The following is a 12,166-nucleotide window of genomic DNA, read 5'->3' as shown; positions in this document are numbered from 1 at the left end:
GGCACACGCACTACTCGGACAGTGCGGTCCCCAGCTGGTGCACCTCGACGCCGATGCCGCGGAAGAAGTTCACCCGCTGCTCGTCCAGCGGCTCGCCGGACGTGAGCGCGGCGACGCACCGGCCGCCGAACGCGGCCCGCAGCTTCGGGTACACGATCTTGCCCGCCACCGCGTGCTTGAGCCGCAGCGCCAGCGACACCGACCCCTGCCGCGCGCCGTAGGAGATGGCCACCGACTCGGCCGTGTCGAACACGAACATGTTGCCGTCGGCGTACGCCTTCGCGCGGGCCGAGTCGTGGAACCGGCCCAGCAGCTCGGCGTCCGCGACGATCACCCTGGGGCGGAACACACCCAGATCGGTGAACAGGTCGTCGGAGTCCGGGACGTGGCCGAGCGTGGTGCGCGTGTACACGCAGGCCAGCGTGATCAACCGGGTCGGCAGGTCCGCGAGCTGCAGCAGCACCAGCAGCGAGTGGCCGGCCCGCAGCAGGGCGGGGTGGGCGGCGATGGTCGCGCGGACGTCCGCCAGCACCTCACCGTGCGTCAGTTCGACCCGCTTCGGGTGATCACCGTGGGGGTACACGACCGTCGCGACGTCGTCGGCCCGCACGGCCAGCCTGCGCTCGTGGGCGCGGTCGTCGAAGATCTGCGTGCCCAGCGCGGTCAGCTCCTCGACCGCCGCGGGCACCTCCTCGTCGCCGTCCAGCACACCGCCGTCGAGCTGCCACACCCACACGATCTCGGGCAGCCGGTCCACGACCCGCCGGACCGTGTCGCGGTGCGCCGCCGTCTCCACGATCACCGCGCACGCGCCGGAGTCCGACAGGATCCACTCGACCTCGGTGGACGTGGCCGTCGGGTCGATCGGCACCGTCGCGGCGCCCACCGACCAGCACGCGAAGTCGAACAGCGTCCACTCGTAGCGGGTGCCGGAGAACAGCGCGACCCGGTCACCCGGCCGCAGGCCCGCGGCGATCATGCCCTTCGCCAGCTCCAGCACCTGCGTGGCGAACTCGCGGGTGGTCACGTCCACCCACGAGCCCGCGGCGCGGCGGCGGAACCCGATGGTGGCGCCGAACCGCTCCGCGTTGGCCCAGACCATGTCGGTCAGGCTCTCGGTGCCGGTAACGGAACCGGGCGCAGCGCCGTTCACACTGTCGGTCACACCAGGCAAACTAGCGTGCCGGTGCCCTGGGCGCGTTTCGAGGCGGTGACTATCTGCCATGCTGCACCCGTGCCCGCTGTTGACGTGATCGACGAGACCTTCCTCGCCGTGCCGCCGGACGTCGTCGCGGCCGCGTTCGCCGATCCGCGAGCCTGGCGCCGGTTCTGGCCCGACCTCGACCTCGAGGTGTACGCCGACCGCGGCGTGGAGGGGCTGCGGTGGACGGTGCGCGGCGCGCTGGTCGGCACCATGGAGGTGTGGCTGGAGCCCGTGCTCGACGGCACGGTCCTGCACTACTTCCTGCGCGCCGACTTCCCGGAGGACACGCCGGGGAAGCCGCTCAAGGAGATCGCCCGGCGCCAGCGCGCGGCGAAGACGGTCGCGCTGGACCTCAAGTTCGTGCTCGAGGACGGCCGCCCGCCCGGGGTGCCGCCCGCTTAGTCTCGTACCCATGCGGGTTCACGTGGTTTCGGACGTGCACGGCAACGCCGAGGCGCTCGCTCGTGCGGGTGACGGCGCGGACGCGCTTCTCGTGCTCGGCGACCTGATCGACTTCGTCGACTACCACGACCACGGCGGGGGCATCCTCGGCGCGGTGTTCGGCGCGGAGAAGGTCGCCGAGTTCGCCCGGCTGCGGCGCGAACGGCCGGCCGAGCTGCCCGCGTTCTCCCGTGCGCTGTGGAGCGGCCTCGGCGACCCGCAGGCGGTCGTCGCCGAGGCCGTCCGCACGCAGTACGCCCGCCTGTTCGCGGCGATGACCGCGCCGACCTACGCCACGCCGGGCAACGTCGACGCGCCCGCCCTGTGGCCGGAGTTCGCGGGCGAGCACGTGCGCGTCCTCGACGGCGAGGTGGCGGAGATCGGCGGGCTGCGGTTCGGGTTCGTCGGCGGCGCGCTGCTCCCACCGGGCGTGGCGGCACGCAGGCCCGGCGTGTTCCGGCCCTACCTGCGCACCGAGGAGGACTTCGCCGCCGGGGTCGCGCGCCTCGCCGACGTGGACGTCGTGTGCACGCACGTCCCGCCGGACGTGCCGGAACTCACCTACGACGTGGTCGCGCGGCGCTCGGAGTTCGGGTCGCCGTCGCTGCTCGACCTGATCGTGAAGCAGCAGCCCAGGTGGGCCGTGTTCGGTCACGTGCACCAGCCGCTCGCGCCCCGCATGCGCGTCGGGTTCACCGAGTGCGCCAACGTCGGGCACTTCCAGCGCGCCGAGCGGCCCTACGTGCTGCGCTGGTGAGGCCTACGCTCGGGTAGCCTCCCCGGCATGGCCGACGAGTCCACCCAGTCCATCGTCGTCGACGCGCCACCGTCCGACATCATGGCGGTGATCGCCGACTTCCCGGTGTACCCGGAATGGGCCAACGCCGTGAAGAAGACCGAGGTCCTCGACGAGTACGAGGACGGCAAGGCACGCGAGGTGCGGTTCACGCTCGACGCGGGACCGTTCAAGGACGTGTACACACTGGCCTACGACTGGGCGGCCGACGGTCTCCGCGTCGACTGGCACCTGGTCAAGGGGCAGATGCAGAAGGCGCAGAAGGGGCAGTACCTGCTCACGCCGGAGGGCGACAAGACGCGGGTCACCTACACCCTGTCGGTGCAGCTGGCCGTGCCGATGATCGGTCTCTTCCGCCGCAAGGCCGAGAAGATGATCATGGACATCGCGCTGAAGGAGCTCAAGCGCCGGGTCGAGGGCGCCCAGTAGGGCACCGATGGACCGGCCGGCGCGACTGCTCCTGTTCACCGGCAAGGGGGGAGTGGGCAAGACCACACTTGCCGCGGCGACGGCTGCCCGCCTCGCGGTGAGCGGGCACAAGGTGCTGGTCGTGTCCGCCGACCCCGCGCACTCGCTCGGCGACGTGTTCGGCGTCCCGGTCGACAGCGAACCGTCCGAAGTGGACATCTGCCTGTACGCGGCGCACGTCGACGCGCGCGGGCTCGTCGACCGGTCGTGGCAGTCGATACGCACCCAGCTGCGCGGCGCCCTGTCCGGGCTGGGGCTCTCCGACCTCGACGCCGCCGAGCTGACCGTGCTGCCCGGCGTCGACGAGCTCCTCGCGCTGACCGAGGTCGCGCGGCTGGCGTCGGAGGGGCCGTGGGAGGTCGTCGTCGTCGACTGCGGGCCGACCGCGGAGACGTTGCGGCTGCTCGCGCTGCCGGAGGCGGTCGGCGCCTACCTCGTCCGGTTGTCGCTGGGCAGCCACATCGCGCAGCTCGCCACGCACCTCGACCGGCTGCGGGACCTGCTCGTCGACCCCGCGCGCACCTCGGTGCGGCTGGTGCTGACACCGGAACGGCTCGTGGTCGCCGAGACCCGGCGCACGCTCGCCGCGTTGGCACTGCGCGGAATCCGGGTCGACGCGCTGATCGCGAACCGGCTCGTGCCGCCGGCGAAGCGCTGGCAGGGCCCGGCGGCGAGCTGGCTGCGCACCCGCCGCCGGGAACAGGACGCTGTGCTGTCCGAACTGGACTCGTCGACCACGCTGCCGGTGCGGCGGGTGGAGCACCGCGCCGCGGAACCCGTTGGGGTGGCCGCGTTGTCGGCGCTGGCCGACGACCTGTACGGCGTGGACGACCCGCTCGCGGCCACCGCCCCCTACGCCGCGCCGCTGTTGTCGATCGAGACCGTCGACGGCGGCTACGAACTGACCGTGGCGCTGCCGCTCACCGACGGCTCCGATGTGGACCTCGCGCGGGTCGGCGACGACCTGGCGATCACCGTGGACGGCGTGCGGCGGCTGGTCGCGCTGCCGGTGCTGCTGCGCAGGCACACCGTGACCGACGCGGTCACCCGCCCGAGCGGGCTGGTGCTGCGCTTCGAGGCAGGAGGAGCCGCGTGACTGCTGAACCGGGAAGCCGGCTGGTCGAGGAGCTGCGGCTGCTCGCCGACGCGGTGGCCGACCGGGCGGGGCCGTGGCTGGACCGGGTCGCGGCCGACGGCGAGGCCACCTGCACGTGGTGCCCGCTGTGCGCCGCGGTCGCCGTGGTGCGGGGCGAGCCCAACGAGCTGGCCGCCCGCGGTCTCGACGCGGCGGCCGACCTGGTCGCGCTGCTGCGTGCCGTACTAGCGGACCGGTGGGAGCCGGGTGTGTCGCACATGCCCGGGTTCACGCCGTCGTCGGGGTCGCCGTCCTCGTCGGGGTCGGCGAAGGTGCAGCACATCCCCGTCCGGCGGGAGCCCCGTTGAGGGCCAAGACGACGATCGGCGTCGACATCGGGGGGACGAGCGTGCGGGCCGGGGTGGTCGACCGGCACGGGAACGTCCTGGACACCGCGCGTGCGCCGACACCGGCCGGGGAGGCCGCGCTGGAGGACGCGATCGTGTCCGCGGTGACCGGGCTGCTCGGCGGCAGGCACCGCGTGACCGGCGTGGGGCTCGCGGTGGCGGGGTTCGTCACCACGGACCGCCGGTCGGTGATGTTCGCGCCGCACCTCGCGTGGCGCAACGCGCCGGTGGCCGACCGCATCGCGAAGCGGCTCGGGCTGCCGGTGGTGCTGGAACACGACGCGAACGCGGCCGTGCTCGGCGAGCACCGGTTCGGCGCGGCACGCGGCGCGGGTGTCGCGCTGCTGGTCGCGATCGGCACCGGCATCGGCGGCGGGCTCCTGCTGGACGGCGAGCTGTTCCGCGGCGCGCACGGCGTGGCGCCGGAGCTGGGCCACCTGCGGCTCGTGCCCGGCGGCCGGACGTGCCCGTGCGGGAAGCAGGGGTGCTGGGAGCGGTACTGCAGCGGCACCGCGCTGTCGACGACCGCCATCGAACTGCTGGCGCGGCACCGGGGCAGGCCGACGCTGCTGCTGCGGGACTCGGAGGACGCGCGGGCGATCACCGGCCGCAAGGTGGCGGCCGCGGCGCGTGAGGGCGACCACCTGGCGCTGCGTGCGATGTCCGAGCTGGCCAGGTGGCTCGGCGAAGGCCTCGCGCTGGCGGCGGACATCTACGACCCCGAGGTCGTCGTCATCGCGGGCGGCGTCTCGGAGTCGGCCCCGCTGTTCCTCGACGACGCGCGTGACCACTACAAGAAGATGATCACCGGCGCCGGCTACCGCCCGCTGGCCCGCATCCGGACCGCCCAGCTCGGCGACGACGCGGCGCTCGTCGGCGCGGCGGCCCTTGCGGCGGACAACTGCTGATGCGCGCCCGCGACCACCTCCACAAGGCGCTCCTCCTCCTGGACCGCGGCCGCCTGGACCGGGGCGAGCAGGTCCTGTCGGAAGCGATCACCGCGGCCAGGGAGGAACCCGACCCGGTCACCCTGGTGACAGCCTTGGCCTGCCTGGGCGAACTCCTGTCGCAGACGAACCGCCCGGAAGAAGCGGCAAGCACGCTGCGCGAATGCCTCTCCGTGCCGATCCCCCCACCCCTGGACGACACGTGCGAAACACCACGCACCCGCGCACGCACACTCCTGACCACCCTCCCCTGACCCCGCGAGTCCCGCTCTCAAACAGCGCGAGTCGCGCTCTCGCGCATACCGAGTTGTCGGTTTCGTGCAGGTGGCACGGGCCGGGAGGTGCACGAAACGTACAACTCGATGTGCGTGAGAGCGCGACTCGCGGGGTCTGAGAGGGGGACTCGCGGGGGTTAGATTTGGGCGCCGTCGTCTCTTGCGTCTGGGTTTTTCGGGGTGTGGCGGGCTCGGAGGAGGAGCATGGCGCCGCCGCACGTGATCGACAGGAGGGCGATCGGGGTGGCGATGCGGGCGTCCAGGCCGATCACCGTCGGGATGATCAGCAGGACCACGCCCAGCACGATCAGCACCAGTGCCACGATCGTCAGGGGGCGCAGCTTCGGCAGTGGCGGGGGTTCCGGGGGGACGTAGTGCTCCTCGTCCGTGCCCCACGACCAGTCCCAGTCGGCGTCGTGGCCGCGCCACGCCTGCTGGGGCTCCGCCGGACGGGGCTGTGCCGGGGTCGGTGCGGTCGGCGTGTCCGGTTCGTCCGGGGGTTCGTTCAGGTCCGGGAGCGTCCGGCCGACACCCTCGCGTTCCAGGTCCGCCACGATCTCCGCGAAGGCGGCGTCTACGTCGTCAGGCCGGTCGGACACCCAGGCCTCCTCGGTTCGCGAACCAGCGATCAGGTGTGAGGTCCATGGTCGCACGAACTCGGGCCACCATGGCCGGATCTCACGTCCATGTTTACTCGTTGGGTACCGTGGATGTCCGGGAGAGTTAGTCCTGTTACATGTTCCGACATTCGGGTGGCGAAGCATTGTGTGCGTCCGCCACCCTTCGTACGCTCGACAAACGGCGGACGCCGTGGCGAAAGGGAGGCACAGGACCGGTGCTGTACTTCTGGATGAAGTGGGTGTTCCTGGGACCGGTGCTCAGACTCTTCTTCCGCCCCGAGGTCGAGGGTGGCGAGAACATCCCGGCCGAGGGCGGCGCGCTGCTCGCCAGCAACCACCTCGCCGTCGCGGACTCCTTCTTCCTCCCGCTGATGCTCTCCCGCCGCGTCACCTTCCCGGCCAAGCTGGAGTACTTCACCCAGTCCGGCATCAAGGGCAAGTTCAAGAAGTGGTTCTTCACCGGCATGGGCCAGATCCCGATCGACCGGTCCGGCGGCGCCGCCGCGCAGGCCGCGCTCGACACCGGCATCCGGCTGCTGCGTGAGGGCCACCTGCTCGGCATCTACCCGGAGGGCACCCGCTCGCCCGACGGCCGCCTCTACAAGGGCAAGACCGGCCTCGCCCGCATGGTGCTCGAGGCCCGCGTCCCGGTCATCCCGGTCGCCATGTTCGGCACCGACAAGGCCAACCCCATCGGCTCCAAGATGTGGCGGCCGCACAAGATCCGCATCAAGATCGGCAAGCCGCTGGACTTCTCGCGCTACGAGGGCCTCGCGGGCGACCGGTTCGTCGAGCGGTCCATCACCGACGAGATCATGTACGCGCTGATGGAGCTGTCCGGCCAGGAGTACGTCGACATCTACGCGGCCAAGGCCAAGGAGATGCTCGCCGAGGAGCAGAACGGCAAACCGGCCGCGCTGCCCACGCAGCAGCGCCGCACCGCCGGCCGCGACGCCGACCGGATCCCCGAGACCGAGGCGGGCTGACCCACCACTAACCTCGCTGGGTGCGGTTCTTTTTTGACACCGAGTTCATCGAGGACGGCAAGACCATCGACCTGGTGTCGATCGGCGTTGTTGACGAGCGGGGACGGGAGTTCTACGCGGTCTCCACCGAGTTCGACCCGGACAAGGCAGGCCCGTGGGTCCGGGAGAACGTGCTCGACAAGCTGCCACCGCCCGCCGACCCCGCGTGGTGCGACCGCAGGACGATCAGGGACCGGCTGCTGGAGTTCCTGCGCCGCGATCGCGAACGGGTCGAGCTGTGGGCGTGGTTCGCCGCCTACGACCACGTGGCGCTCGCACAGCTGTGGGGGGACATGCCCGCGCTGCCGCGCGAGCTGCCGCGGTTCACCCGCGAGTTGCGCCAGCGGTGGGAGGACGTGGGCAAACCGGCCCTGCCGCCACCGCCTGCCGACGCGCACGACGCGCTCGCCGACGCGCGGCACAACCTCGCCCGCTGGCGCGTGATCGAGGCGGAACGTGTCAGGCGAGGGTTTCCGCTCGGTTAGCCGGGGCCACCTTGCTGCACCGATACAGAAGATGGCACCCTACGGGCTGACAAGACCCGAACAGGACCCGTGCTCTAGCGGCCGGATGGAGGATCGAGCACATGCGCGTCGGATTGCTCACAGGTGGCGGTGACTGCCCAGGACTGAACGCGGTGATCCGCGCCGTCGTCCGCAAGGGCATCGAGGTTCACGGCTGGGAGACCGTCGGGTTCCGCAACGGCTGGCAGGGGCCGCTCGAGGGCCTGACCAGGCCGCTCGGCCTCGACGACGTCGAGGACATCCTGACCAGGGGCGGCACGATCCTCGGTTCCTCCCGGACGAACCCGTACAAGGTCGACGGCGGCGTCGAGAAGATCAAGGCGACGCTCGCCGAGCACGGCGTCGACGCGCTGGTCGCGATCGGCGGCGAGGACACCCTGGGTGTCGCGAAGCGCCTGACCGACGACGGCGTCGGCGTCGTCGGCGTGCCGAAGACCATCGACAACGACCTCGGCGCGACCGACTACACGTTCGGCTTCGACACCGCCGTGCACATCGCCACCGAGGCCATCGACCGCCTGCGCACGACCGCCGAGTCGCACCACCGCGCGCTGGTCGTCGAGGTCATGGGCCGCCACGCGGGCTGGATCGCGCTGCACTCCGGTCTTGCCGGCGGCGCGAACGTGATCCTGGTGCCGGAGCGGCACTTCTCGGTCGACCAGGTCGTCGAGTGGGTGAAGCGCCGGTTCGAGCGCGAGTACGCGCCGATCATCGTGGTCGCCGAGGGCGCGCTGCCCGAGGGCGGCGAGGAGAAGCTGCTGACCGGGGAGAAGGACGCGTTCGGCCACGTCCGGCTCGGCGGCATCGGCACCTGGCTCGCCGAGGAGATCGCGCAGAAGACCGGCAAGGAGTCGCGTGCGGTCGTGCTCGGCCACACCCAACGCGGCGGCACCCCGACCGCGTACGACCGCGTCCTCGCGACCCGGTTCGGCCTGCACGCGGTGGACGCGGTGGCCGACGGCGACTTCGGGGTGATGGTGGCGCTGAAGGGCACCGACATCGTGCGCGTGAAGCTGTCCGAGGCGACCGCCGAGCTGAAGACCGTGCCGCTGGAGCGGTACCAGGAGGCCGAAGTCTTCTTCGGCTGAGGCCCCGCGCGGGGACTAGTGTTCCCGCATGGACCTTGACGAGCTGTTGTGGTCGGGCGCGGACGCCCAGGCCGCCGCCCTGCGCGACGGCACGGTGTCCGCGCCCGACCTGCTCGAGGCGGTGCTCGCCCGACTCGAGCAGGTCAACCCGGCGCTGAACGCGTTCCGCGTGGTGTACACCGACCAGGCGCGCGAGCAGGCGGCCGACGCGCAGCGCCGGCTCGACGCGGGCGAGCGGACCCCGTTGCTCGGCGTCCCGGTCGCGGTGAAGGACGACCTGGACGTGGCGGGCGACGTCACCGCCATGGGCGGGCGGCCACAGTTCCCGCCCGCCGAGGTGGACGCGCCGACGGTGGCCCGGCTGCGTGCGGCGGGTGCCGTGCTGGTCGGCCACACCAACACGCCTGACCGGTGTCTCTGGCCGTTCACCGAGACCCTCACGAACGGCGCGACGCGCAACCCGTGGCAGCTCGACCACACGCCCGGCGGTTCGTCGGGTGGTTCGGCCGCGGCGGTGGCGGCGGGGGTGGTCGGCGTGGCGACCGGCTCCGACGGTGGTGGTTCCGTCCGCATCCCCGCGAACTTCTGTGGCCTGTTCGGGCTCAAGACCACGCGCGACCTGATCGACATGGGCGACGAGGAGCACTGGCACGGCCTCGCCGGGGTCGGCCCGCTCGGCCGCCGGGTCGCGGACGCGGCCGCGATGCTCGACGTGATCGCCGACGAGCCGGGCGGCTACCGCGAGGCCGTCGACACCGACCCCGGCCCGCTGCGGATCGCGCTGTCGTGGCGCACCCCGCTCGGCCCGGCACCCATCGAGCGGCAACGGAAACAGGCCGTGCGCGACACGGCGGACCGGCTGCGCGCGCTCGGGCACACAGTCGACGTGGCCGACCCGCCGCTCGGGGTGCGGCCGAGCCCGCAGTTCCTGGTGCGGTACCTGCGCGGGGTCGCCGACGACGTGGCGCAGCTGCCGCACCCGGAGTGGCTGGAGCCCCGCACCCGGCGGATCGCCGCGGTGGGCAGGCGCGTGCCGGACGCGGTGCTGGCGCGGGCACGTGCCGCCGAGGCGGGTCTGCACGAGCTGATGACCGGGTTCTTCGGCGACTACGACGTGATCCTGCAGCCGGGGTGGACCGGGCGGCAACCGAGGATCGGGCGGTTCCACGGCAGCGGCGCGTCGCACACGCTGGGCGTGGTGTCGCAGGGCATCGCGTTCTACCCGACGTGGAACGTGCTCGGGTATCCCGTGGCGGCGCTGCCCGTCGGCTTCGACGACATCGGGTTGCCGATCGGCGTGCAGCTGATCGGGCCCGCCGGGTCGGAGGCGACGCTGCTGTCGCTGTCGGGGCAGTACGAGCGGGCGCACCCGTGGGCGGCGCGACGGCCGGCGCTGTAGGCGCCGGCGGCCTCCGGCCCCCGGTTTCCACGCTACGGCACGGCACCGACAGCGGCGCCCGAACGAGGGCGTGCGGGAGGCGGGTTGTCCACAGGTCGTCCGGTTGTCCCCAGGGCACCGGCGGTTCGAGGCCCGGTGTCGGTGGTCGGCCGTACGCTGGAAACCGGGGGCCAGAGGCCGCCGGTGCGAGCCTGGTTCGTCACACCGGGTGGTGCCCGCGCGACGGGTCCGTTTCAGATGCTGGGCGCCGCGGCCCGCCGCGACGACGCCACGCACCGACCGCGCCGACGGCCCCGGCTGCCTGCCGCAACCGCTCCGACGAGGCGGTTCGTGGCGGGCCGGGCGACGACCCGCGTTCCACATGTTGAGATCGGGGGTGGAACGATCAAGCCCGGTCACTGTCGGCGTAAACAGGGCTGACACGCCCGGCTACTCTGGTCCCGTGAACTGGACCGTTGACGTGCCGGTGGACACGCTGCCCGAACTCCCGCCGCTGCCGCCGGCGCTGCGTGCTCGCCTGGACGACGCGCTGTCCCGGCCTGCCGCTCAGCAACCCGACTGGCCGGACCGCGAGCAGGTGCGCCAGGTGCGCACGCTGCTGGAGAGCGTCCCGCCCATCACCGTCCCCAACGAGATCGACCGCCTGCGCGACAAGCTCGCCGAGGTCGCCCGCGGCGAGGCGTTCCTGCTGCAGGGCGGCGACTGCGCCGAGACCTTCGTCGACAACACCGAGCCGCACATCCGCGGCAACATCCGCACGCTGCTGCAGATGGCCGTCGTCCTGACCTACGGGGCGAGCCTGCCCGTCGTGAAGGTCGGCCGCATCGCCGGGCAGTACGCGAAGCCGCGCTCCAACTCCACCGACGCGCTCGGTCTCCCGGTGTACCGCGGCGACATCATCAACTCGCTCGTGCCCAAGCCCGAGGCGCGCGTGCCCGACCCGGGCCGCATGATCCGCGCCTACGCCAACGCGGGCGCGGCCATGAACCTCGTGCGCGCGCTCACCGCCGCGGGCATGGCGGACCTGTCGAAGGTCCACGAGTGGAACAAGGACTTCGTCAGCAACTCGGCCGCCGGTGAGCGGTACGAGGCGCTCGCCACCGAGATCGACCGCGGCCTGCGGTTCATGCAGGCGTGCGGCGTCGAGGACTCCTCCCTGCACAGCACGGAGATCTTCGCGAGCCACGAGGCGCTGCTGCTCGACTACGAGCGCGCCATGCTCCGCATGGACACCCGCGGCCCCGACCCGCGCCTGTACAACCTGTCCGCGCACTTCCTGTGGATCGGGGAGCGGACCCGCCAGCTCGACGGCGCGCACATCGCGTTCGCGGAGCTGCTGTCCAACCCGATCGGCGTCAAGATCGGCCCGACGACCACGCCGGAGCTGGCCGTCGAGTACGTCGAGCGCCTCGACCCGCACAACACGCCGGGCCGGCTCACGCTGATCTCCCGCATGGGCAACGGCAAGGTGCGCGACGCGCTGCCGCCGATCATCGAGAAGGTGGAGGCGTCCGGCCACCAGGTGATCTGGCAGTGCGACCCGATGCACGGCAACACGCACGAGTCGTCCACCGGCTACAAGACCCGCCACTTCGACCGCATCGTCGACGAGGTCCAGGGCTTCTTCGAGGTGCACCGCCGCCTCGGCACCCACCCGGGCGGCATCCACGTCGAGCTGACCGGCGAGGACGTCACCGAGTGCCTCGGCGGCGCCCAGGACATCTCCGACGACGACCTCGCGGGCCGCTACGAGACGGCGTGCGACCCGCGCCTGAACACCCAGCAGTCGCTGGAGCTGGCGTTCCTGGTCGCCGAGATGCTCCGCTCCTGACCCGTGGCAGGACGGACCCCTTCGTCACGCCGAACGGCGATGAAGGGGTCCGTCATCACGGGCGAC

14 protein-coding genes are annotated in these 12,166 nt (G+C 72.2%); 12 read left to right on the top strand and 2 right to left on the bottom strand.

Annotated features, from left to right (window positions below):
- Positions 1-10: 10 nt before the first annotated feature.
- Entirely contained in the window at positions 11-1,165 is a 1,155-nt protein-coding gene (locus ACYQ77_RS31305) for an AMP-binding protein (protein ID WP_459717504.1), read from the bottom strand.
- 69 nt (positions 1,166-1,234) lie between these two features.
- Between ACYQ77_RS31305 and ACYQ77_RS31300 the strand changes: the two genes are divergently transcribed.
- From ACYQ77_RS31300 to ACYQ77_RS31270, 7 genes are read left to right on the top strand one after another with little or no spacing between them, the layout of a single operon-like run.
- On the top strand, positions 1,235-1,606 hold the full coding sequence (locus tag ACYQ77_RS31300; RefSeq protein ID WP_459717502.1) for a polyketide cyclase / dehydrase and lipid transport: 372 nt from the start codon (positions 1,235-1,237) through the stop codon (positions 1,604-1,606).
- A 10-nt stretch (positions 1,607-1,616) separates the two neighbouring features.
- A complete protein-coding gene (locus ACYQ77_RS31295; RefSeq protein ID WP_459717500.1) occupies positions 1,617-2,402 on the top strand; it encodes a metallophosphoesterase family protein in 786 nt (261 codons plus the stop codon).
- Between the two features lie 27 nt (positions 2,403-2,429).
- Complete coding sequence (locus ACYQ77_RS31290; RefSeq protein ID WP_459717497.1) at positions 2,430-2,870, top strand: SRPBCC family protein; 441 nt, start codon at positions 2,430-2,432, stop codon at positions 2,868-2,870.
- A 7-nt stretch (positions 2,871-2,877) separates the two neighbouring features.
- Positions 2,878-4,005, top strand: coding sequence for an ArsA family ATPase (locus ACYQ77_RS31285; RefSeq protein WP_459717494.1), 1,128 nt, complete (start codon positions 2,878-2,880; stop codon positions 4,003-4,005).
- Positions 4,002-4,352 (top strand): hypothetical protein, encoded by a 351-nt coding sequence (locus tag ACYQ77_RS31280; protein WP_459717491.1) that lies wholly within the window; start codon positions 4,002-4,004, stop codon positions 4,350-4,352. The genes ACYQ77_RS31285 and ACYQ77_RS31280 overlap by 4 nt, the downstream gene beginning before the upstream one ends.
- Complete coding sequence (locus ACYQ77_RS31275; protein WP_459717490.1) at positions 4,349-5,299, top strand: ROK family glucokinase; 951 nt, start codon at positions 4,349-4,351, stop codon at positions 5,297-5,299. The genes ACYQ77_RS31280 and ACYQ77_RS31275 overlap by 4 nt, the downstream gene beginning before the upstream one ends.
- Entirely contained in the window at positions 5,299-5,592 is a 294-nt protein-coding gene (locus ACYQ77_RS31270) for a hypothetical protein (protein WP_459717487.1), read from the top strand. The genes ACYQ77_RS31275 and ACYQ77_RS31270 overlap by 1 nt, the downstream gene beginning before the upstream one ends.
- Before the next feature lie 158 nt (positions 5,593-5,750).
- Here the strand turns inward: ACYQ77_RS31270 and ACYQ77_RS31265 are convergent, their stop codons facing one another.
- Positions 5,751-6,212 (bottom strand): hypothetical protein, encoded by a 462-nt coding sequence (locus ACYQ77_RS31265; protein WP_459717485.1) that lies wholly within the window; start codon positions 6,210-6,212, stop codon positions 5,751-5,753.
- A 236-nt stretch (positions 6,213-6,448) separates the two neighbouring features.
- Here ACYQ77_RS31265 and ACYQ77_RS31260 point away from each other — a divergent pair, with 236 nt between their 5' ends.
- The 5 genes from ACYQ77_RS31260 to ACYQ77_RS31240 all read left to right on the top strand — a co-directional run bounded on the left by ACYQ77_RS31260 (position 6,449) and on the right by ACYQ77_RS31240 (position 12,100).
- Positions 6,449-7,219 (top strand): lysophospholipid acyltransferase family protein, encoded by a 771-nt coding sequence (locus ACYQ77_RS31260; protein WP_459717483.1) that lies wholly within the window; start codon positions 6,449-6,451, stop codon positions 7,217-7,219.
- A gap of 20 nt (positions 7,220-7,239) precedes the next feature.
- Positions 7,240-7,743 (top strand): polyadenylate-specific 3'-exoribonuclease AS, encoded by a 504-nt coding sequence (locus ACYQ77_RS31255; RefSeq protein WP_459717480.1) that lies wholly within the window; start codon positions 7,240-7,242, stop codon positions 7,741-7,743.
- 101 nt (positions 7,744-7,844) lie between these two features.
- Positions 7,845-8,870: a 6-phosphofructokinase gene (locus ACYQ77_RS31250; RefSeq protein WP_459717478.1), complete on the top strand. Its 1,026-nt coding sequence runs from the start codon at positions 7,845-7,847 to the stop codon at positions 8,868-8,870.
- Positions 8,871-8,898: 28 nt separating this feature from the next.
- Positions 8,899-10,269, top strand: a complete 1,371-nt coding sequence (locus tag ACYQ77_RS31245) for an amidase family protein (RefSeq protein WP_459717477.1) — start codon at positions 8,899-8,901, stop codon at positions 10,267-10,269.
- Between the two features lie 442 nt (positions 10,270-10,711).
- Positions 10,712-12,100 (top strand): class II 3-deoxy-7-phosphoheptulonate synthase, encoded by a 1,389-nt coding sequence (locus ACYQ77_RS31240; RefSeq protein WP_459717474.1) that lies wholly within the window; start codon positions 10,712-10,714, stop codon positions 12,098-12,100.
- Positions 12,101-12,166 lie beyond the last annotated feature (66 nt).

This window comes from Actinophytocola sp. KF-1, assembly GCF_054661535.1.
The sequence above is the reverse complement of the archived record's forward strand: the minus strand, read 5'-3'. Positions and strand labels throughout refer to the sequence as shown.